Genomic DNA, 23,220 nt, shown 5'->3' with positions numbered 1-23,220 from the left:
CACATCCATTTATTCTACAGAAAAAATATAAGAATAAAGCGGTTGATTACCTTCGTATACTTCTACTTCTACATCTTCAAATTCGCTCTCTACAAAAGTTACAAGTGCTTCAGTTTCAGCTTCTGTTGTGTCCTCTCCACGAATAATGGTCAAAATCTCTGTTTCATCATCAATCATCGTTTCTAACAATGATTGTGTTACCACTTTTCGTTCAGGTCCAGAAGAAACGATTTGTTTTTCAGCAATCCCCATATAATCATCTTTTTTAATTTCAATGCCATCAATGCTTGTATCTCGTACTGCAAACGTAACTTGCCCTGTTTTTACAGTCGATAGAGCCCCTCTCATATCTTCTGCATTAGATTGTAGATCCGCTCCCGGATTAAAAGCTAAAAGTGCAGCAAGCCCTTGGGGTACTGTTTTTGAAGCTACAACGACCACACTTTCTTCTACAACTGAAGCAGCTTGTTCAGCAGCCATAATAATATTGCTGTTATTCGGTAAAATTACAACATTTTTAGCATTTAAGTCCGAGATCGCTTTAACAAAATCTTCAGTGCTAGGGTTCATTGTTTGACCGCCTTCAATGACGATTCCTGCCCCTAAACTTTTAAACATTTTAGAAATCCCTTCACCCATTGCAACTGTAATAATACCAAATTCAGCTTTTTCTTTTTTTGTTATTGGTTTTTCTTCATAGACTTCTTTCGTTTCATCGAGTAGGTGAGTGTGCTGTTCACGCATATTCTCAATTTTGACATTAATTAAACTACCGTACTTTTGAGCATGCGTAATTACATCACCTGGTTGTTCTGCGTGAATATGTATTTTAAGTAAATCTTCATCCGAGACAACTAGTAATGAATCGCCATGGTTATCTAATAAATTTCTAAAAGCTACCTCATCAAAAGGATTTTGTTTGATTTTATCTTCCTCGAACTTTACCATTACTTCCGTACAATAACCGAATTCAATCTCTTCAGTTGACATAAAGCTTTGTGCATTTGAGTGGTGCTCCACTTCCACAAGCTCGTCCATGGAAGGAACATCTTGATCTAGATCAACGAGTTTTTCACCTTTTAATACTGCTAAAAACCCTTCATAAATAATAACTAGACCTTTTCCTCCAGAATCGACAACCCCTACTTCTTTAAGAACTGGTAATAAGTCGGGCGTACGCTCTAAAGAAGCCTTTGCTTCAGTAAGTGTAGCTTCCATAATTGAAATGATGTCGTCCGTTCTTTTAGCTTCTTCTTGAGCTTTTTTCGCAGAGTCTTTAGCAACCGTTAATATCGTCCCCTCTACAGGCTTCATTACGGCTTTATAAGCCATTTCCACCCCAGCAGCAAACGCTTCGGCAAACTGTTTACTAGATAACTCCTCTTTTCCTTCAACTGACTTAGAAAACCCTCTGAATAATTGTGATAAAATAACTCCAGAGTTTCCTCGTGCTCCCATTAATAATCCTTTTGCAAAAGCTCCAGCCACTTTTCCAACATGCTCTGGGGTTTGCTTCTTTACTTCTTTAACCCCTGATGTAATAGATAAATTCATATTTGTTCCCGTATCACCATCGGGAACTGGAAATACATTTAACGAGTCAACTAATTTAACATTGTTTGATAAATTAGTTGCACCCACTATAAACATTTGGGCTATTTTATCACCCTGTAAACTCTTAAGTGTCACTAATGCTCCTCCTTTAAACGCACTCTATAGGTTTGTCACTTTGACTCCTTGAACGAAAATATTCACTGAATCAACAGTTATTCCTAACATTTGTTCTAGCTGATATTTTACTTTTGTTTGGACGTTATGCGCTACTTCAGAGATTTTAGTTCCGTAGCTTACGATGATATACATATCAATATGAATTTCTTCCTCTTCTTCACGAATGATAACGCCCCTTGTAAAGTTTTCCTTTTTTAACAAATCAGTAAGTCCATCTTTTAATTGCTTTTGGGATGCCATGCCTACAATCCCGTAACAGTCTATAGCAGCACCACCGGCAATAACGGCTACAACTTCTTTTGAAACATCAATTACACCTAATTGTGTTTTCATCTTAATTGACATGATCGAAATCCCCCTTTAGATTGTATCTTCATGGCTAATCACATTTTACTATAATCAACCAAATTTTAAAAGAAACTTGTTTAATTCGTTAACAATAAGACAATTCGCATAAATGTTAATATGACAATCATTTGTTCTTTTTCATACAAAAAGCCAGCATGCCAACCGCCACCATCTAATGTGGAAAAGGCGAATGATTTCCTTCACTTCGCTGTGACCTTCTTTCGAATCTCAGAGGCTCGTTCACGAAATCATTCGCCTTTTTTGATCCCCCATGGTAGCATGCCAGCCGTCACCAACTATTATGTAAAAGTCCAGTAGTACTTACCTTTCCAACTTTCAACTAACCAACTAACCAACATTACACCTATTATTAATATATCCTATCATACCTAAAACATTTACTTAATTATCTTAATTATCTTAATTATAAAGGTGTCAAGTATCTCTCCTTGATAATTATTTTAAAACCTCTTGCATTCTTTTTTTTACTATGCTAATATTAGCAAGTATTTATAAGATGAATTTGAGTGTCATCTCATGGTTTACAAGGAGGTGCAATCATGGCACGTAAATGTGTAATTACGGGAAGAAAAGCTCGTACTGGAAACAAACGCTCACACGCATTGAACAAAACGAAGCGTAAGTGGGGTGCGAACGTACAAAAAGTTCGTATTATGGTAGATGGAAAGCCTAAACGTGTGTACGTTTCTGCTAGAGCTTTAAAATCTGGAAAAGTTGAGCGCGTATAATTTAGATAAAACTAATAAGTTTACTATTTTCCATAGCGCAACAAAAAAGCACCCATAGCGGTGCTTTTTTGTGTTTAACCTTTTTTAAATGAATTTAAAATCGCCCTTACAAATCCACCTAAAAACTTGGGTAACTTAATCGTATAAAATTTCATAAATCTCCCTCCTCAACATGGGATTCGTCGTTAACGGTACTACCAAATGAATAAAGAATAAAAGTCCTCAGTTATTATAAGTATATTCACCTTTTTAGAAATAGTACCTATTTTTTTTAGTGAAATTTTCGCCTTTACCTTTTATTCATTTATAGTTCATAGTTTGTCTAACCGTACTTCTCTACCACCATTCATATGCCGAGGAGTAATCATTAAGTACTTGTATATGAAAAAATACAAGCTAAAATTAACCTCTAATCGCTTTTATCGCCTGAGCACGATCTGATTCATTATAAACCGCGGAACCAGCCACTAAAACATTTGCTCCTGCTTCGATACACAATTTCGCCGTCTCTTTATTCACGCCACCATCTACCTCAATTTCAATTGATAAATTTTTCGACTTAGCCATCTCACTCACTGCATAAATCTTTGGTAGTACTTGTTTAATAAACTTTTGCCCACCAAATCCTGGATTTACCGTCATAAGTAACACCATATCGAGATCTTCTATAATATGTTGAATAGTATCTACAGGTGTTGCAGGGTTTAAAACAACACCTGCTTTAGCACCATTTTCTTTAATTAATTGAATCGTTCGATGAAGATGGGGACAAGCTTCAACATGGACTGTAATTATATCAGCACCAGCACTCGCAAATTGAGGAATGTACTGATCAGGATTTTCAATCATTAAATGAACATCTAACGGTAACGTAGTAACCGGACGTATCGCCTCAACAATTAATGGACCAATCGTAATATTCGGCACAAAATGACCATCCATTACATCTACATGGATATAATCTGCTCCTCCCCTTTCAACATCTTTAATTTCTTCTCCAAGCTTTGAAAAATCCGCAGACAGAATTGACGGTGCGATCTTTATCATTTTAGTACCTCCGAATTTGTTGTTTAATCTCTTCTAAAAAACTTAAATAATCTTTATAGCGATAATCAGTGATTTCGCCTTTTTCTACCGATTGCTTCACTGCACATTGAGGTTCCGAAGAATGCGTACAACCTCTAAACTTACAAAGCGATGCCAGTTCTCTCATTTCTGGAAAGGAGTCAGAAAGTGTTTCTACTTCTATATTTGTAAAATCTAATGAACTAAAACCAGGTGTATCCGCTACTAATCCGGTGCCGATCGGAATAAGTTCAACATGCCTTGTCGTATGCTTTCCCCTACCTAAATGCGTAGAAATTTTTTTCGTTTCCAAATTCAACTCAGGCTTTAATGCATTTAGTAACGACGACTTACCAACACCTGATTGCCCTGCAAAAACACTTGTCTTTTCATTCAACCAAGGCCTCACTTCTTCAATTAAATCTTCAATAAAAATCGAAGTTTGAAGCACCGTATATCCTAACTGTTGATAATCAGAGATATACTGGTCAATTCGTGACCGTTCTTCACTTTTTAGTAAATCAATCTTACTTACACATATAATTGGCTCAATATCATTTGCTTCAATATGGACTAAAAAACGATTTAATAGATGCGTACTAAATTTAGGCTCCATTGCCGAAAATACTAAAATGGCTTGTTCTACATTGGCAATCGGGGGGCGCACTAATTCATTATGACGTCCTTTTAATGCTAAAATGTACCCGTCAGTATTGTTTTCGGCATCAAATTTGACAATATCACCTACTAAAGGGGTGATCTTCTTTTTTCGAAAGTTTCCTCTAGCTCTACATTGAAATATTTCACCATTGTTTTCAACGTAATAAAACCCACTTAGCGCTTTAATAATCTTTCCTTCAGGCATTTAATCCTCCTTAATGGCTTCTTCATATGTTAACACGTAAGTTGTGTATTCATCTTCACCTCTTATATAAACAATGGCTTCTGCCACTTCATCAGGGTTAATCGTTACAGGAATTTCAAACGTTGTTAATTCACTAATAGGTTCATCAACATACTTAGAGTTAACATGACCGTCTGTCGTTGAATCGTTGTAAGTAATCGTCACGTAATAAACATTTCCGACAAGTTGGTCAGCCTCAGATACATCGACGGACACTTCCATTATTGTACTTATCGGCTCAGGTTCAGGTTCAGGTTCTGGTCCTAAAGAAAAAACGAGCTCTACAACGGTGCCTTTCTCTACATAAGTGCCTCTATCTGGGGATTGGTCTATTACTGTACCTTTAGGGAAACGTTCAGAGTAACGTTCCTCCGTAGTATCAGCAGATAAACCTTGGCTTTGTAAATAAGCTAAAACTTCTTCTAGCGTATCACCTTGTAAATTATCTAATCTAACTTTTTCTGCAACACTATACGTGAGGATAACCGTTGTTTCATCTGGAATAACTAGTGAATCAACTCGGGGAATTTGATTGAATACCGTATTCACATCATATTCATCGGTTTCTTCATCGTTTTTAATGATATTTTCTTCTTTAAAACCTTGCTCAAGTAACCTTCTCATCGCTAAGTCTTTATCAATCATCGTAACATCGATCATCTCTATTCTTTCTTTACCTTCACTAACAACTAGAGTGACCTCGCTTCCAACTTTTACGACTCTCCCTCCACCTGGGGTATGCCTTACAACACGCCCTTCCTCTATCTCATCATGAGGCTTATTTTCTCTTTCAACAACTAACCCTAAAGAGGTGAGCTCTTGAAATGCTTCTTCATACTCCATTTCGATTAAATCGTCTGGTATTGTTACTTCATCAACATGAAGAAGTCTAGGAACAATTGAAAAAGCTGCAACGATTGATCCGATGACTAAAAGAAAAGTGATAAGTATAATTGGTACCCATTTTCTTTTTTTCTTAATTTCATGTTTATTATTTTCAGGTTCACTCACATTATAAGGCTTGACTATTTTTGTTTGATCTTCATCCATAAAATGATTTTCTTTAATGATCGGAATCGCTTTCGTAGCATCTTCGTCATCCGTCGGAACAACAAACTTTTTCTCATTAAACCGATGCGGCTCTAAAGCCGTATCTATATCTTCTTCCATCTTTGTTACACTACTGTAACGATGAAAAGGATCTTTTGCCGTTGATTTTAAAATAATATTTTCAATGCTTTGCGGTAAAGCTGGATTAATTCTTCTTGGTGAAGGAACTTCCGTTTGTAGATGCTTAATAGCGATCGACACTGCCGTATCACCTGAAAATGGCACACTCCCGGTAACCATTTCATATAAAACAACCCCTAATGAGTAGATATCCGATTTTTCATTCACCATCCCTCCGCGGGCTTGCTCTGGTGATAAATAATGTACAGAGCCCATTACTGAGTTCGTATGTGTAATCGTTGCAGAAGTCATTGCTCTAGCAATTCCAAAGTCAGTAACTTTCGCTTCCCCTTTTTCACTAATTAAAATATTATGTGGTTTAATATCTCGATGTACAATGTGGTTTAAGTGGGCATGAGCAATCGCAGATGAAATTTGTAACATAATATTTACAGTTTCCTCAATAGGTAAGGCCCCACGTTGTTGGATCATTTGTTTTAACGTTAAACCCTCTACATATTCCATCACAATATAATACAAATCATCTTCTTCACCAACATCATAAATACTAACAACATTCGGATGCGATAAACTAGTAGCCGCTTGAGCTTCTCGTCTAAACCTTCGTATAAATTCTTCATCATCTGAAAATTGCGGTCGCAAAACTTTTACAGCTACATTCCGGTTCAAGATGACGTCATGTGCTTTGTACACGTTAGCCATCCCTCCGCCACCAATCGTTTCTAAAATTTGATAACGGTCATTAATTCTTTTACCTATCATCGACATCACCATCATTTGTTTCAGAGCCGTTATGATAAACGAGGGCGATCGAAATATTATCCTCGCCACCACGTTCGTTTGCCATCGTTACTAATGTTGTCACTTTTTCGTCTAAGCTAGTAGCCTCTTTTTGTATAACTTGAAACATTTCCTCATCAGTTACTTTATTTGACAGCCCGTCAGAACATAGTAGTATAAAACTTCCTTCATCCCAATTTATTGTCTCAATATCTATTTTTACTTTTTCCTCAGTTCCTAACGCTCGTAGTAACACGTTACGACGAGGGTGGTTTTCAGCTTCTAATTCAGTAATTTGGCCAGAGCGTACTAGCTCATTCACAAGTGAATGATCTATCGTTTTTTGGATAAACGTTTCACCATTCATTAAGTACGCTCGACTATCACCAATATGGGCATAAGTAATAAATTGGTTCGTACATACAACAGCTACTAACGTAGTTCCCATCCCTTGACATTGTGGATTATTTTTGGCATGTTCGAATATTTGAGCATTTACATCATTCACAGCCTCATTAAGCCAAGCCTCGATACTCGTCGGTGTTGATAAAGCTTCGGTCTCTCGCCATTTATTTGATAATATTTCAATCGTCATTTGGCTAGCTACATCACCAGCTTGATGCCCCCCCATGCCATCCGCAACTACAGCTAGCACAAAACCTTCCTTATTATGAATAAAACCACCATTATCCTCATTATGCGACCTAATTTGTCCTACATCTGATTTAAATGCTACTTCCATCGATTATCCCCTCGTTTCGTCTTTACGTTCCTTAGCTCTTAATTGACCACACGCTGCATCAATATCATGGCCTTGTTCTCTACGAATGGTAACATTGACTCCATGAGCTTTTAATATTTTTTCAAACTTATATATATCCTCTTTAGATGTTCTCACGTAATCTCTCTCTAAAACATCGTTAACAGGAATTAAGTTTACATGACATTTTATACCTTTTATTAACTTTGCAAGTCCTTCCGCATGTTCGCGCTGATCATTCACTCCACCAAACAAACCGTACTCAAACGTAATTCTACGCCCTGTTTTATCTATATAATAACGAACTGCATCCATAAGTTTTTCTATTGAATGAGCTTTATTGATCGGCATTAACTTACTCCTTATTTCAGCTGTAGGAGCATGAAGCGATATAGCAAAATTGATTTGTAATTTCTCATTCGCAAAATCATAAATTTTTGGAATGATCCCACTAGTAGAAACAGTGATATGTCTTGCCCCAATATTTAACCCTTTTTCATGATTAATCGTTTTTAAAAAGGCAACTAACGGGTCATAATTATCAAAGGGTTCACCAATACCCATAACAACAACCGAACTTACACGCTCTTCAACTTCATCTAAAGAACGTTGGGCCTCTAGGACTTGAGCAACGATCTCCCCAGCTTGTAAATTCCGTTTTAAGCCTCCTAACGTTGAAGCGCAAAAAGTACAACCAATACGACAGCCTACTTGGGTCGTCACACAAACACTGTTACCGTAATCATGACGCATAACAACCGTTTCAATCGAGTAGCCATCATGAAGTTCAAATAAAAATTTAATCGTCCCATCCTTCGCTTCTTGTTTGGTTAACGTTTTTAACGTTGTTAAATTAAAGTTATTCGCCAACTTATCCCGTAAATCCTTTGATAAGTTTGTCATTCCCTCAAAAGATGTTACTCTTTTTTTATAAAGCCAATCAAAGATTTGTCCAGCACGAAATTTTGGCTCTTTGTGATCTTTTAACCAAGCCTCTAAAGTAGCAAAATCTAAACTAAAAATCGATGTTTTTTCCGTATCCGTTTCCATTTCTATCATTCATTGACACACCTTTTTAAATTTTTTTCAAACTAGAAATAAAGAAGCCATCGGTATTGAAATCTGATGGTAAAATTTTTACCATTCCTTTGTTATAGAGGCCTTCTAACTTTTTAGGGAGTCGTTCTTTAAGAGTTTCATCTAACTCAAAATTACTATGCTCATTAAGAAAACTTTTGACCACTTCTTCGTTTTCTAAATCATCAATCGTACATGTACTGTAAACGATCGTTCCACCTTTTTTCAATAAAGGTGCCACAGCACTTAAAATGTCTTTTTGAATTAAAGTAATTCTCTCGATGTCCGCCTCCTGTTTTTGCCACTTTATATCAGGCTTTCTTCGGATAACACCTAATCCCGTACATGGAGCATCTACTAAAATACAATCGAAACTTTCTTTTTCAAAAACTTCATTTGCTTTACGACTATCCGTTGCTTTTGTATGAATAATTGACAGATTTAGTCTTGAAGCTTGTTCATCGATAAGCTTCACTTTATGTTCATGAAGATCTAAAGCACATATTTCCCCTTCATTATTCATCAGTTCAGCAATATGGGTTGTTTTACCACCGGGTGCAGCGCAACTATCTAATACTTTCATTTTCGGCATGGCCCCTAAAGCTCTAGCAACTAACATTGAGCTTTCATCCTGAATTGTTACCATCCCTTCTTTGTAAGCTGTTGTATTAGGGAGAGTTCCTTTAATTACCTTTATCGCATCATCTGAAAGGTCTCCTCTTTCACAGATGACCCCTTCACCTTCCAACTTCTCAATTACTTCATCGATATTTCTTACCTTCATTTTATTTACCCTAGCAGTTACCATCGGCGGTGTACAATTAATTTCGCAGACTGCTTTTGTTTTATCTTCTCCAAATTGATCGATCCATCGTTTCGTTAGCCAAATCGGATGACTATAACTGATAGCTAACTTTTCAATCGGATCTTCAATTTTATTAAAGGAAGGAACGCCTTGTCTCAAAAGAGATCTTAACGTTCCATTAACCATTGCCGATATTCCTTTATGGCCTTTTTTCTTGGCTAATTCAACCGCTTCATGGACGACTGCTCGTTCAGGAACTCGATCTAAATATATAATTTGATATAAAGAAAGACGGAGCAATACAAGAACCCAGTCGTCCAACTTTTTAAGCTTAATCTTTACAAATTGACTTAAATAATAATCTAATGTATTTTTTCTTTGAATCGTACCATAGACAATTTCTGTAAGTAATCCGATATCTTTTTCATTTATCTTTTCTCGTTTAATGGTCTGGTTTAAAAGAAGGTTAGAATACGCTTGATTTTTTTCAATTTGCAGTAAAATGTCTAATGCTACTTCCCGAACATTCTTTTTTTTCATTATTATTCTCCTAACATTGTTCCTACCCTTAAATCACTACCGGCACCACGTAAAAATTGCTCTGCTGTCATTCGTTTTTTTCCTGAAGGTTGAAGCTCGGTCACTTTAATATGTGTTTCGTCACCAGTACTGACTACAAACCCATCAGAATCAATAGCTACAATCGTTCCCGGGGCAGCATCTTGCATTTTTTTCACTTTTTCGGACCACCAAAGTTTTAAAGGTTGGTTTTCAATTGTCGTATATGCTACAGGCCATGGGTGAAGTCCACGAATTTGGTTGTATATAGCTTCCCCAGCTTGCGCCCAATCAATTTTTTCTTTTTCACGACTAATGTTTGGTGCAAATGTTACTTTTTCTTCCTCTTGTTTGATCGGTGTCAGTTTTCCTTCAACCAACTGTGGGATCGTGTAGCCTAATAATTCCGCTCCGACGATACTTAATTTATTATGTAAGCTTCCGACATGATCTTCCTCTAAGATTTCTACTTTAGCTTGTGTAAGAATATCACCAGCGTCTAGCTTTTCAACCATATACATAATAGTAATCCCTGTTTCTTTTTTTCCATCAATGATCGCCTGATGAATAGGTGCCCCGCCTCGATATTCAGGTAAAAGTGAGGCATGTACGTTGATACAACCGTATTTTGGTTTTTCAAGAAGTTCGTTCGGCAAAATTTGCCCGAACGCTGCAGTAACAATTAAATCTGCATTTAAATCTAGTACTTGCTGTAGGTCATCAGGTCGTTTTAATTTTTCAGGTTGAATTACCTTTAAGTTATGCTTTTGGGCCTCTACTTTAACCGGTGGAGGAGTTAATTGTTTTTTTCTCCCCTTCGGACGATCTGGTTGAGTTACAACTCCAACAATATCATATCCATCATCTATTAAACGTTTTAAGACAGGAACTGAAAAATCAGGCGTCCCCATAAATACTAATCTCATATAAACACCTCTTTATTTAATGTAGAATTAACAATTTAAAATTTACAATTATTGAAAGTAACTCTACGAAGTTTAATTAAAACTTAAAATTACTATTATACATAGCTACGAAGCATCGCTAGCGAAAATTTTACATTTTAAATTTTGAATTTTAAATGTAAAATTACATTAAAACGTACGGATTCATATCAATGGAAACTTGTAGGTCTCCTTTGTTCATCTCACGTTTATAATTTTCGGTAATTTCTTTCAAAGTTTTAACTAGTGTCGGTTCATTTTTGTATTTTATCATGCATTGGTAGCGATATCTATTTTTAATCCGAGGAATTGAGGCGACAACGGGACCTAAAACAATGGCCTGATTTGATAACGACCTTTTTACATATTCAGCTATTTTTCCCGTGACCTCAATGACCTTCGTAATCTCCTCGTGAGACACTTGAATGACCGTGACATAATAATACGGTGGATATCCCTGCATGCGTCTTGTGATCATTTCTTTTTCAAAAAATGCTATAAAATCATGATTGCGAACTAAATCAATGCTGTAGTGTTCTGGAGTGTAGGTTTGAATAACTACTTCACCAGGCAACTGATGACGACCAGCTCTCCCACTCACTTGAGTTAACAACTGAAACGTTCTTTCACTTGCTCGAAAATCAGGAAGATTGAGCATTGAATCAGCAGCTAGTACTCCGACTAGCGTTATGTTCGGAAAATCTAGCCCTTTAGCAATCATTTGTGTACCTAAGAGAATATCAGCTTTTCCTTCCGAAAATGCCGTAAGCAGCTTTTCATGAGCCCCTTTTTTCCTCGTTGTATCCACATCCATCCGAATCACTCTTGCACCTGGTAAAACTTTCGTTATTTCTTCTTCAACTTTTTGTGTTCCTGAACCAAAAAAACGAATATGTTCACTATTACAACTACTACAACGCTGTGGCATCCCTTCCTCATGACCGCAGTAATGACACTTTAGAGAGCGACTTGTATGGTGATACGTTAATGAAATGTCACAGTGAGGACATTCCGCTACATATCCACATTCTCGACACATTACAAACGTTGAATACCCACGTCGATTTAAAAATAAGACACTTTGTTCACCTCTAGCTAAGCGCTCTGAAAGCTTTTTGTAAAGCAATTGGGAAAACATCGATCGATTACCGCTTTTAAGTTCTTCACGCATATCAATAATTTCAACCGTCGGTAACTTTACGTCGTTAACCCTCTCTAGCATTGACAACAAGTGATAAACACCTTTTTTCGCTCTTGCATACGACTCTAAAGACGGAGTGGCACTACCTAATATTAATGGACACTGGTAGGCACTTGCCCGTTTAATTGCTACATCCCTGGCATGGTACCGTGGATTTTCATCTTGCTTATAAGTTGCCTCATGTTCTTCATCAATAATAATAATTCCAATATTTTTAAACGGAGCAAAAATTGCTGACCTTGCGCCAACAACTACTTTTACGCTTCCTTGTTGGATTTTTCGCCACTCATCATATTTTTCCCCTTTAGAAAGAGCACTATGAAGAACAGCAACTAAAGAACCGAACCGTTCTTTAAATCGTTGAACCATTTGCGGTGTAAGCGAAATTTCAGGTACAAGTACAATCGCCTCTTTCCCCTCTTTAAGAACTTCGGCAATAGATTGTAAATATACTTCTGTTTTTCCACTACCAGTGACACCGTGAATAAGAAACGTTTTATGTTCTTTTTGATGGATTGAATCGAAAATAGGTTGAATAATTTTTTGTTGATTCGTAGTTAAAGTTAATGGGGTCGTCCGTTTAAAATCACGGTCGGCATAAGGGTCCCTGGAAACTTCTATTTCTCTTTCTATCAATATACCTTTCTCTACCAGTGCCTTAATCGTACTTCGAGTTGTACTAATTCGTTCGATAAGCTCTTTTACCGAAATTGGTTGTCGGTTTTTTAAAAAATATTCGATAACTTGCTTTTGCTTTGCTGCTCGATTGTCTATTGTTTTCAACTCAGCTAAAAGGTCTTGCTCGTTATTAGGTTCAACGATCTTTACTTTTTTGTATGTAACCTTATCTTTTACAACGTAAATAACTTCTAAAATTGAACTCGTAATCGCTTTTTTAATCTGAGGGATTCGTTGTTGATGACCTTTCGTAAGCTCTTCCCAATCAATGACACTTTGATATTGAAACAAAGCCTTTAAATCATCTTGTAATTCGTTCATTCGTTCTTTATGAACGAGTCTAATTTCTTTCTTATATTTTGCTCGAAGTGCCGCTGGGAGCATAGCTTGATAAGCAGTAATCTTAAAACAAAGAGCACTTGTTGTTAACCAATCTCCTAAAGCAAGAAGTTCCTCCGTTAAGACAGGGGTAACATCCAAAACGTCTTCGATTGGTTTTAATTTGTTTAGATCTGTTACATCACTTATGCCAACAACAAACCCTTGGACTTTTCTTGGTCCAAATGGGACGATTACCCTCATCCCTCTCTCTATTGCCTTTTCTAAATGAGGAGGTACTTCGTAGTCAAAAGAGCGATCCGTTTGACCTGACGGTACATCAACGACAACTTTAACAATCATATTTTCAGTCCTTTAATAATTGTTCTATTTCGTTAAGTAAGTTGGCAGACACTTCTTGTTTACTCATTAACGGGAGTGCTTTGCTTGTCCCATCTTTTTTATAGATCGTAACGATATTCGTATCGCCTTGGAAACCAGCTCCTGCTTCCACAATACTATTAGCAACAATCATATCTAAATTTTTGCGCTTTAATTTTCCTTTGGCATATTCGTCAACGTTTTCACTTTCAGCAGCAAACCCAACTAGTAACTGTTTCGTTTTTTTGTCCCCTAGCGTTTGTAAAATATCGGTCGTACGCTCCATTTCAACAGCCCAATCGCTCGGTTGTTTTTTTACTTTTTGATCGTGAATGTTTTTAGGCCGATAATCAGCTACTGCGGCTGTTTTCACGACAACATCCACTTCTTCGTAACGCTCGATGACTTTTTCAAACATTTGTGCAGCGGAAATTACAGGCACAAACTCAACATTATCCGGCTTTTCGAGGTTCGTAGGGCCGGAAATTAAAATGACTTTTGCTCCCCTTTTTGATGCTTCTCGGGCGATCGCATAACCCATTTTTCCAGATGAGCGATTCGTAAAGTAACGAACTGGATCGATTTTTTCTTGTGTTGGACCAGCAGTAATCAAAACGGTTTTACCATTTATATTTGAGTCTATCGGACGAAAATACATATCAAGATGCATAATGATATCTTCAGGCTCCATTAGACGACCTTTACCTACGTAGCCACAAGCTAAATAACCTTCATCCGGCTCTAAAAAATGATAGCCACGTTCCTTCAATGTTTTCATATTTTCTTTCACTGCTGGGTGCTCATACATATGGACATTCATCGCTGGAGCTATAAATATCGGTGCTGTTGTTGCTAACAACATCGTAGATACGAGATCATCAGCAATTCCATTTGCAGCTTTACCAATAATATTAGCTGTAGCCGGGGCTACAATGACGACATCCGCCCAATCTGCGATGTCGATATGGGTGATTTTCGTCGCCTCTTTTTCCTCAAACACATCTGTATAAACGGTTTCCCTCGATAATGCCTGAAATGTCAAAGGGGTTACAAACTTCGTAGCACCCTCTGTTAAAACAACTTTTACGTTCGCACCTGCTTGTGTTAATTTGCTAGTAAGCGCACAAGCTTTGTAAACCGCAATCCCACCAGATACACATAATAAAACTTTTTTCCCCTTTAACATATTTGATCTCCTCCATACAAGAAAAGCGTAAGGCGCCTGCCTATCGGCGAAAACCGGTGGAAGACCTGCCCGTAGCGGTCAGGGTTTAGACCGGAAGGGCAGGTCTGAAGCGGTCGAGCCGATGGCGCCTGGAGCTAGACAGTTTTCGTGTTAAAATGTTATCCACAAATGATTTGTATTTATAATTTCCTAAACAACAAGAAAAGCGCAAGCGCCTTGGTAAGCTTCGACAAGCGTTGGAGGGCCAGCAACGCTTTGCCTCCTCTTCGATTTCCGCTCATGAATAGGCAAATCTTGATGGACCGAAACGCTCGAGAAGCTAGGCGCTGGAGCTAGACAGTTCCCAAATTTTTATACTTTCTTACCTTTCAGAAAAGTGTAAGGCGCCCGCCTATCGGCGAAATGCTCCTGCGATTACTCGTCGCAAAGCTGCGAAGAAATAACTCAGGCAGTAGCTTCACTGGAAGGCCTGCCCGTAGCGGTCAGGTTTTAGACCGCAAGGGAATGACTGAAGTGGTCGAGCCGATGGCGCCTGGAGCTAGACAATTCCCAAAATTCATAAAAAAAGAGGACTCACCTGTGGTGTATACCACCCCCATTAAAATATTAACTAGTGAAAACCTTTTTAAAGGTTTAACCTCTAAATAATAAATATGGGGGGTAAGACACCTTTCATGAGTCATCCCCTTTTACTCTTCTTCATCTTCTTTACGTTTAAAAGACAATTGTCCTGAAGAAATTTCTTCTAGTGCTTTACCGACTTGTTTATATGAAACCGGTTTTTCGATCATTAAGTCTTTTTCGTTAGAATCCTTTAAATAACGCGCTCTTCTTGAAGATACAGTTACTAACGTATACTTCGAATCAAGTTTCGTTAATAAATTATCAATAGATGGGTATAGCATTTACTCAACCTCCACTAATTGTTTATATTTTTCAATTAAACGATCTTTCCTACAATGCTCAGCAACAACAATTGCTTTAATTCTTTCGACCGCAAGATCAACTACATCATTTTCAACGACGTAGTCATATTTATCCATCATTTCAATCTCATCTTTGGCCACCGTCATTCGATTATTAATAAGATCTTCAGATTCCGTGCCACGATTTACAATACGACTTCTTAACTCAGCTAAGCTTGGCGGCATTAAAAAGATAAATACCCCTTCAGGAAATTGTTGTCTCACCTTTAACGCCCCTTGCACTTCAATTTCCAGGATGATATCTTTACCTTCACTTAACGTTTTTTCCACATAATCGACAGGCGTGCCGTAGTAGTTCCCTACATATTCAGCCCATTCTAAAAGTTTGTCATTTTTAATCATTTCTTCAAAATCATCTCGTGTTTTAAAGAAATAATTAACTCCATCTATTTCTCCTTCGCGTGGTGAACGCGTCGTTGCAGAAACGGAATATAATATATCTGTATCTTGCTGCCTAAGCGCGCCACATACCGTTCCTTTCCCTACACCTGAAGGTCCAGAAAGGACGATCAATAAACCTCTTTCTTTTTTCATGTCTACCTCCAAAATCTTCCATCAGAAAACTCCAGCTAATGGGTTATCAGCCGGAAGCGGATCGTTAATTTACTTATCCATTAATCTTCAGAAATATCATCCTTATTTGTCAAGCGTTGTGCCACTGTTTCCGGTTGAACAGCAGATAAAATAACATGATCACTATCGGCAATAATTACAGCTCTCGTTCTTCTGCCATATGTAGCATCAATTAACATATTACGTTCTCGTGCTTCCTGAATAATCCTTTTTATTGGAGCTGATTCTGGACTGACGATTGAAATTATTCGATTCGCTGATACGATATTGCCAAAGCCAATATTAATTAGTTTAATGTTCATTGATTTCCCCTGCCCATCTATATATTATAACCAGAACTTTGGTCATTTTAACACTTTTTTTATTATTAGGCTAACATCTATTCAATATTTTGGACTTGTTCTTTGATTTTTTCTAGCTCTGCTTTTAACTCTACAACTTGTTTATTAATATATATATCATTAGATTTTGAGCCAACGGTATTTACTTCTCGATTCATTTCTTGGACGAGAAAGTCGAGTTTTCTGCCAACCGCACCGCTCTCATGTTGTTCAATGATAAACATGAATTGTTCTAAATGACTCTTTAGCCTTGTTAACTCTTCGTCTATATTTGCTTTGTCTGAAAAAATAGCGACTTCGGTTAATACCCTACTCTCTTCAACTTCGAGCTTTTCATCTAAAAGTTCTTCCATTCTTTTTAATAAGCGTTGTTGATACGCCTCGATCACACCAGGAGTATGTTCCTCAACATTCGCTACTACCGCACCTAGTTTTTTTAGACGTTGTGTTAAGTCCACCGCTAGAGCAGAACCTTCTTTTTGACGCATTTTCAAAAGCTCTTCTGTTGCCTTTTTTGTAGCAGAAGCAATAAGTTCCACTAAAGTTTCTGATTGATTATCTTTTTCTAATACCGTAACGACATCAGGGTGAAGCAAAAGTTTTTCTAAGTTTAACTGTTGAGTCACAGCAAGTTTTTCTTGTGCCCTCTCATGAGTTAAATAAAATTCTTTAAGCAGATCCCAATCAACTTGCAAAGTTCTTTCAACTAACCCTTCTCCTTCAATTGTAAGGAATACATCAACTTTGCCACGCTGTACAAATTGATTAATACTTTTTTTTAGTCGATCTTCCAAAAATAAAAACTGACGTGGCATTCGAATTGTTACTTCTGAAAATCGATGATTGACTGATTTCATTTCTACATTAATTCGATAATTTTCATTTTCAATAAATGATTGACCATATCCGGTCATACTGACTAACATAATATCACATCCACAATTCTATTCTAACCAATTTTACCATTATCAACAAGTAGAGGAAATAGAAAGACTTAAAACTTATTCAAACAACGCTATTATAGCCATTTTGCATGGAAAACATCTGCCTTCTTTTCATACAAAACGCTCATGAGAGTAACCGTCACCATCTAATATGGAAAAGGCGAATGATTTCCTTCTCTTCGCTGTGACCTTCTAACGAATCTCAGAGGCTCGTTCACGAAATCATCCGCCTTTTTCTACACATCACTGTCATGACGGTGCAACGTTACCATTGAACATATCAAAGTCAGGGCTTTCCTTTCCAACTAGTCACTAACCAACAAACCAACTATCCATCTTTTCCACACAAAAAAGCTATAAGGTCAAATGAATGGTCCTTATAGCTCAAATTATAATTTTTGAAAACTCTACTTTTTACGTGCTAATAGTTATGATTTAATGCTTAAAACAGTTTTATTTTTCCCTCTATTAAAAATTTGGAAGCCTGCTAGAGCGACGGTTGGGACTGACGCTAATCCAAGTACTAATAACCATTCACGTACATCCAAGCCAACTGTATGGAATACTGGCTGTAATGGTGGGAAGTACATAACGACTAGCATTAGTGCTGTTGATGAAAGCACCGCCAATACTAAATATATGTTTTGGAACGGGTTTCGGTGGAATACCGAGTGCTCACTACGACAATCAAATACATGAATAAGTTGTGCCATGACTAATGTCGCAAATGCCACACTTTGCGCTCTAATTAACTCATCAGGATTTTGCGACAGTGTGATCCAAAACGCAATTAGTGTTACCACCCCAATCATAAAACCTCGACTAATAATTTTCCAAGCAAGTCCCCTTGCAAATACACTTTCCATTGGATGACGCGGTTTACGTTTCATGACATCATCTTCGGCTTGGTCGAGCCCAAGAGCCATTGCCGGTAAACCGTCTGTCACGAGATTAATCCATAAAATTTGAATAGCTACTAAAGGCAACGGCATACCTAACATCATCGCAAATAACATCACTAAAATTTCACCAACATTAGAAGCGAGCATGTAACGAATAAATTTTCGAATATTATCGTAAATATTGCGCCCTTCTTTAATAGCTGCTTTGATCGTCGCAAAATTATCATCACTAAGTACAAGTGATGAAGATTCTTTCGCAACATCCGTACCCGTAACCCCCATCGCCACCCCAATATTCGCTGCTTTGATTGCCGGGGCATCATTGACACCATCACCAGTCATCGCAACAATATGACCTTTCGCTTGAAGCGCTTTAACGATCTTCAACTTATGTTCTGGAGAAACACGAGCATAAACATAAATATCATCGACAACTCCTTCTAAATCTTTAACACTCATTTTTGCTAACGTATTTCCATCCATAATTTTGCCGTGTTCTGGTAGTATCTGTAACTGTTTGGCAATCGCCTGAGCCGTGATAAGATGGTCACCGGTAATCATGATCGTTTTAATACCTGCCTGGCGACATTCAATAATAGAATCTTTCACTTCTGGTCTAGGAGGATCCATCATCCCTTGCAAGCCAATAAAGGTTAAATTGCATTCTACTGCATCTTCTGATTTATAACTTACGTTTCTACCAATTTCTTTGTAAGCAATCGCAATCGTCCGTAGTGCTTGTGAAGCTAAATGGTCAATTGCTTCTGTTACATACCCATTTTTTTGCTTTGATAAAGTTTCTAATCTCTCATTCCACAAAATCCGGTCACTTCTACTTAAGAGAACGTCCGGTGCCCCTTTTGTAACGACAAAACGCTTACCATCTTGTTTGCGTTCAACAATTACACTCATCATTTTTCTTGTTGATTCAAACGGGAATTCTTCGATAATCTCATATTCATTTAACATTGTATCTCTTGAGATTCCTGCTTTATGAGCAGAGACGGCAAGTGCACCCTCAGTCGGGTCCCCGGCAATCGTATATTCGGTTTTCGTTTTAGAGAGGAATCCATCTTTCACTTCGTTTTGAACGACTTTTGCATTATTACATAAAGCGCCAAAGGTTAATAACTGCAACAATGTTTTTTCTGTTTCTACATTTAACTTTTTACCACCTTTAAAGAAGTCTCCCTGAGGTACATACCCTGTCCCTGAAACTTCCCAAGTAGTTCCACCTGACCATAATTTTGTAACTGTCATTTTGTTTTGCGTCAATGTTCCAGTTTTATCAGAACAAATGACCGAAGCACACCCCAATGTTTCTACAGCTGGAAGCTTTCTAACGATGGCCTTACGCTTAATCATCCGTTGGACACCCAGTGCTAACGCAACGGTCACAATCGCCGGTAAACCTTCAGGAATAGCAGCTACAGCAAGTGAAACCCCTGCTAAAAACATCGTATATGCGTCATGCCCTTGGTAAACACCAATAATAACTACTAGTGCTGTTAGGAAAAGTGCGACTAAAATTAAGACCTTACCTAATTGTTCGAGCTTACGCTGTAAAGGAGTAACCATCGTTTCTGCAGATTGCAATAGGTGGGCAATTTTCCCCATCTCTGTTTTCATCCCTGTTGCAACAATGACTCCTGTACCGCTTCCTTGTGTAACCATCGTTCCCATAAAAGCCATATTCTCTTGATCACCAATCGAAAGGTCCTCACCTGATAATACGTCTTCCGTTTTATGCACAGGTACCGATTCACCTGTTAATGCTGATTCCTCGATTCGAAGCCCTTTAGATTCGATAATTCGTACATCTGCTCCAACCCGGTCACCGCTAGCTAGTTTTACAATGTCCCCAACCACTACATCACTTGAAGGAACTTTTATCCATTCTCCGTCACGAAGTACCGTTATTTGCGGAGCAGATAGCTCTTTCAATGCAGCTAGAGATTTCTCCGCCTTTCTCTCTTGAATAAATCCTAATATTCCATTTAAAAGTACGATAAAAATGATCGTTATCGCATCAATATATTCACCTAATAAACCTGAAATCAAAGTCGCCACTAATAAAACAATGACCATAAAATCTTTGAACTGTGCTAAAAACAAGAAAAAAGCAGGAACACTGTCAGCCTCATCTAATTTATTTTGCCCCAACCTCTTTAACCTTTGTTCAGCCTCTTCCTCTGACAACCCTTGTGAAAAATGGGAATGTGTCATTTCTTCTACATCATGTATCTCTCTCTCATACCACTTCATCTTGCCACCTCGCCTCTAATCTTTAGACGTTTGCCTGTCCTTTACAAACTATCTTTATTCAAGCAAGTCCAAAAAAATGCTATACTATTTAAAGAAAAGTGCAGGTGGCTTGCTCAGGCCCGATAAAAACTGGAGCCTTCCATCCATAAGGCGCTTTTTGCCTTTTGGATGGAAGGTGAAGTTTTCGAGGCCCTAGCCACCGGAACTAGACAAGAAAAGTGGAAGCGCCTTGAACAGCTTCGAAAAGCGTTGGAGGGCCAGCAATGTTTTGCCTCCTCCTCGAGTTACTTCTTGACTAGGCAAATCTTGATGGACCGAAACGCTCGAGAAGCTAGGTGCTGCAACTAGACAAGAAAAGTGCAGGTGGCTTGCTCAGGTCCGATAAAAACTGGAGCCTTCCATCCATAAGGCGCTTTTTGCCTTTTGGGTGGAAGGTGAAGTTTTCGAGGACCTAGCCACCGGAACTAGACAAGAAAAGTGGAAGCGCCTTGGGGAGCCGCAATACATATTGAATAAAGTTATGGAGTGAATACTATGTCTTTCGACGGAACAGTAATGAATGCAATTGTCGCAGAACTTAATAACACTTTAATTTCTGGGCGAATAACGAAGATTTATCAACCTTATAAAACGGAACTTATTTTTACAATTAGAGCTAACGGCGTAAACCAACAGTTACTTTTATCGGCTAACCCAAGCTTTGCAAGATTACATTTAACAACTGAAAAGCTTGATAATCCTGCAGAACCACCTATGTTTTGTATGCTCCTTAGAAAACACCTCGAGGGAGGAATTATTGAAAAAATTGAACAGTTAGGTTTAGAAAGGATTGTGACGATCACCATCAAAGGGAGAAATGAGCTTGGTGACATTAGCTATAAAAAATTGATGGTTGAAATTATGGGGCGTCATAGTAATATCATTTTACTAGACGATAAAGATCAGAAAATTTTAGATAGTATTAAACACTTAGCTCCTGGAATAAATAGTTATCGCACAATTTTGCCAGGACACGAATATAAATTTCCTCCAGAGCAAGAGAAGCTTCATCCATTTTGCATTGATGAGGAAACCTTTCTTAAAAAAATTGATTTTAATGCTGGAAAGCTTGATTCACAAATTGTGCAGAATTTTTCTGGTCTTTCACCTCAGATTGCCAAAGAAATTGTACACAGGGCAAAACTAGCAAATAAAGAAACATTAACTAAAGCTTTTTTTGAGGTCATTAATCAAATGAAGCAAGGAAACTTCAGGCCTCAAATAACAATAACCGAGAAAAAAGAGTATTTTTCAATCATTGAATTAACTCATTTAAAAGCTACATCTCCGACTGTTTTTACATCAGTAAGTGAGATGCTTTCCCGATTTTATTTTGGAAAAGCAGAACGTGATCGCGTCCACCAGCAAGCGAACGACTTAGAAAAGTTTTTAAAAAACGAATACCAAAAAAATAAATCGAAAATAAAAAAGTTAAAGAAGACTTTAAGCGATGCGAGTAAAGCAAGTGAATACCGAAAAATCGGCGAGCTAATCACAGCCAACATCCATCAAATAAAAAGAGGGCAAAAACAAATCGAAGTTATCGACTTTTATGATGAAGAAGGAAGATCAATAGTTATTGATCTTGACGTACAAAAAAACCCTTCAGAAAACGCGCAAAATTATTTTAAAAAATATAATAAAGCTAAAAATTCATTAAAAGTTGTGGAAGAACAAATTGAAAAAACAGAAAACGAACTTGTTTATTTAGAGGAAATCATTGCTCAAATGGAAACTGCATCACCGAAAGATATTGCTGAAATTAGAGAAGAACTGATCGAAGGCGGCTATATTCGAAATCGTAATAAAAAACAAACGAAAAAGAAAAAAGAGACAAAACCAGTTCTGGAGGCATACAAATCTTCAACAGGATTAGAAATTTTAGTCGGAAAAAATAACAAACAAAATGAATACTTAACAAACCGCCTAGCACGTTCAACTGAAACATGGCTTCATACGAAAGACATTCCTGGTTCACACGTAGTTATAAAAAGTCCATCCGTTGACGAGACCACGTTAAAAGAAGCTGCAACAATCGCTGCTTATTTTAGTAAAGCTAGACAATCAAGTTCAGTCCCTGTCGACTACACACTTATTAAGCACGTTAAAAAACCGAGTGGCTCAAGACCCGGTTATGTCATCTATGATAACCAAACAACGATCTACGTTACACCAGATGAGGAAGTTGTGAGGAAGTTAAGAGTTTAATGCACAATTTAAAATTAAAAATTGTTAATTTAGCGTCGGCTAGATGCTGTTTACCTAAGTATAATAGAAAAAAGCTAGTTTTTTACAAGTTCTAGAGAAATACCTACCTATCTACTATATTTTTAAAAGAGAACGTTATGGCAAGTGCCGTACACGTTCTCTTTTTCTCTGTTTTATAAAATTAACTGCTTTCGTAAGACAAGCGACGTAATCAGTCCATCTCTTCGTGTTATTTCATGAAACTTCGAAGCTCTCCCCCTCACTAATTCTAAATTTTACATTTTAA

19 protein-coding genes are annotated in these 23,220 nt (G+C 37.5%); 2 read left to right on the top strand and 17 right to left on the bottom strand.

The window, feature by feature from the left end; genetic code table 11:
• Positions 1-9: 9 nt before the first annotated feature.
• Together BKP35_RS15350 and BKP35_RS15345 are read right to left on the bottom strand one after the other, a co-directional pair.
• Entirely contained in the window at positions 10-1,689 is a 1,680-nt protein-coding gene (locus BKP35_RS15350) for a DAK2 domain-containing protein (RefSeq protein ID WP_071314248.1), read from the bottom strand.
• A 24-nt stretch (positions 1,690-1,713) separates the two neighbouring features.
• A complete protein-coding gene (locus BKP35_RS15345; RefSeq protein WP_071314247.1) occupies positions 1,714-2,076 on the bottom strand; it encodes an Asp23/Gls24 family envelope stress response protein in 363 nt (120 codons plus the stop codon).
• 563 nt (positions 2,077-2,639) lie between these two features.
• Between BKP35_RS15345 and rpmB the strand changes: the two genes are divergently transcribed.
• The gene (rpmB, locus tag BKP35_RS15340; protein WP_071314246.1) at positions 2,640-2,828 is read left to right on the top strand and encodes a 50S ribosomal protein L28; all 189 of its coding nucleotides are present in this window, start codon (positions 2,640-2,642) and stop codon (positions 2,826-2,828) included.
• A 74-nt stretch (positions 2,829-2,902) separates the two neighbouring features.
• Here the strand turns inward: rpmB and spoVM are convergent, their stop codons facing one another.
• From spoVM to BKP35_RS15265, 15 genes are all read right to left on the bottom strand, one after another.
• Complete coding sequence (gene spoVM, locus BKP35_RS15335; protein ID WP_071309810.1) at positions 2,903-2,983, bottom strand: stage V sporulation protein SpoVM; 81 nt, start codon at positions 2,981-2,983, stop codon at positions 2,903-2,905.
• A gap of 247 nt (positions 2,984-3,230) precedes the next feature.
• A complete protein-coding gene (gene rpe / locus BKP35_RS15330; protein ID WP_071314245.1) occupies positions 3,231-3,875 on the bottom strand; it encodes a ribulose-phosphate 3-epimerase in 645 nt (214 codons plus the stop codon).
• Position 3,876: 1 nt separating this feature from the next.
• Positions 3,877-4,758 (bottom strand): ribosome small subunit-dependent GTPase A, encoded by an 882-nt coding sequence (gene rsgA, locus BKP35_RS15325; protein WP_071314244.1) that lies wholly within the window; start codon positions 4,756-4,758, stop codon positions 3,877-3,879.
• Positions 4,759-6,750, bottom strand: coding sequence for a Stk1 family PASTA domain-containing Ser/Thr kinase (gene pknB / locus BKP35_RS15320; RefSeq protein WP_071314243.1), 1,992 nt, complete (start codon positions 6,748-6,750; stop codon positions 4,759-4,761).
• Entirely contained in the window at positions 6,740-7,510 is a 771-nt protein-coding gene (locus BKP35_RS15315) for a Stp1/IreP family PP2C-type Ser/Thr phosphatase (RefSeq protein ID WP_071314242.1), read from the bottom strand. Before BKP35_RS15315 ends, pknB begins: the two co-directional genes overlap by 11 nt.
• Positions 7,511-7,513: 3 nt before the next feature.
• Positions 7,514-8,587, bottom strand: a complete 1,074-nt coding sequence (rlmN, locus tag BKP35_RS15310; protein WP_071314241.1) for a dual-specificity RNA methyltransferase RlmN — start codon at positions 8,585-8,587, stop codon at positions 7,514-7,516.
• A gap of 16 nt (positions 8,588-8,603) precedes the next feature.
• On the bottom strand, positions 8,604-9,950 hold the full coding sequence (gene rsmB, locus BKP35_RS15305; RefSeq protein WP_071314240.1) for a 16S rRNA (cytosine(967)-C(5))-methyltransferase RsmB: 1,347 nt from the start codon (positions 9,948-9,950) through the stop codon (positions 8,604-8,606).
• A 2-nt stretch (positions 9,951-9,952) separates the two neighbouring features.
• Positions 9,953-10,894, bottom strand: coding sequence for a methionyl-tRNA formyltransferase (gene fmt, locus BKP35_RS15300; RefSeq protein WP_071314239.1), 942 nt, complete (start codon positions 10,892-10,894; stop codon positions 9,953-9,955).
• Positions 10,895-11,057: 163 nt separating this feature from the next.
• A complete protein-coding gene (gene priA, locus BKP35_RS15295; RefSeq protein ID WP_071314238.1) occupies positions 11,058-13,472 on the bottom strand; it encodes a primosomal protein N' in 2,415 nt (804 codons plus the stop codon).
• Positions 13,473-13,476: 4 nt separating this feature from the next.
• Entirely contained in the window at positions 13,477-14,676 is a 1,200-nt protein-coding gene (coaBC, locus tag BKP35_RS15290; protein WP_071314237.1) for a bifunctional phosphopantothenoylcysteine decarboxylase/phosphopantothenate--cysteine ligase CoaBC, read from the bottom strand.
• Between the two features lie 689 nt (positions 14,677-15,365).
• The gene (gene rpoZ, locus BKP35_RS15285; RefSeq protein WP_071314236.1) at positions 15,366-15,581 is read right to left on the bottom strand and encodes a DNA-directed RNA polymerase subunit omega; all 216 of its coding nucleotides are present in this window, start codon (positions 15,579-15,581) and stop codon (positions 15,366-15,368) included.
• Positions 15,582-16,196 (bottom strand): guanylate kinase, encoded by a 615-nt coding sequence (gene gmk, locus BKP35_RS15280; RefSeq protein ID WP_071314235.1) that lies wholly within the window; start codon positions 16,194-16,196, stop codon positions 15,582-15,584.
• An 80-nt stretch (positions 16,197-16,276) separates the two neighbouring features.
• Positions 16,277-16,537, bottom strand: a complete 261-nt coding sequence (gene remA / locus BKP35_RS15275) for an extracellular matrix/biofilm regulator RemA (protein ID WP_071314234.1) — start codon at positions 16,535-16,537, stop codon at positions 16,277-16,279.
• Positions 16,538-16,614: 77 nt separating this feature from the next.
• The gene (locus BKP35_RS15270) at positions 16,615-17,502 is read right to left on the bottom strand and encodes a YicC/YloC family endoribonuclease (RefSeq protein ID WP_071314233.1); all 888 of its coding nucleotides are present in this window, start codon (positions 17,500-17,502) and stop codon (positions 16,615-16,617) included.
• Positions 17,503-17,948: 446 nt separating this feature from the next.
• Positions 17,949-20,687 carry a calcium-translocating P-type ATPase, SERCA-type gene (locus tag BKP35_RS15265; protein ID WP_071314232.1) on the bottom strand — a complete coding sequence of 913 codons (2,739 nt, stop codon included), beginning with the start codon at positions 20,685-20,687 and terminating at the stop codon, positions 17,949-17,951.
• Between the two features lie 534 nt (positions 20,688-21,221).
• On the opposite strand from BKP35_RS15265, the gene BKP35_RS15260 reads away from it, so the two are divergent.
• Entirely contained in the window at positions 21,222-22,934 is a 1,713-nt protein-coding gene (locus BKP35_RS15260; RefSeq protein WP_071314231.1) for an Rqc2 family fibronectin-binding protein, read from the top strand.
• Positions 22,935-23,220 lie beyond the last annotated feature (286 nt).

Origin of the sequence: Anaerobacillus arseniciselenatis (assembly GCF_001865995.1) — a bacterium.
GTDB classification, from domain to species: Bacteria; Bacillota; Bacilli; order Bacillales; family Anaerobacillaceae; genus Anaerobacillus; species Anaerobacillus arseniciselenatis.
The sequence above is the reverse complement of the archived record's forward strand: the minus strand, read 5'-3'. Positions and strand labels throughout refer to the sequence as shown.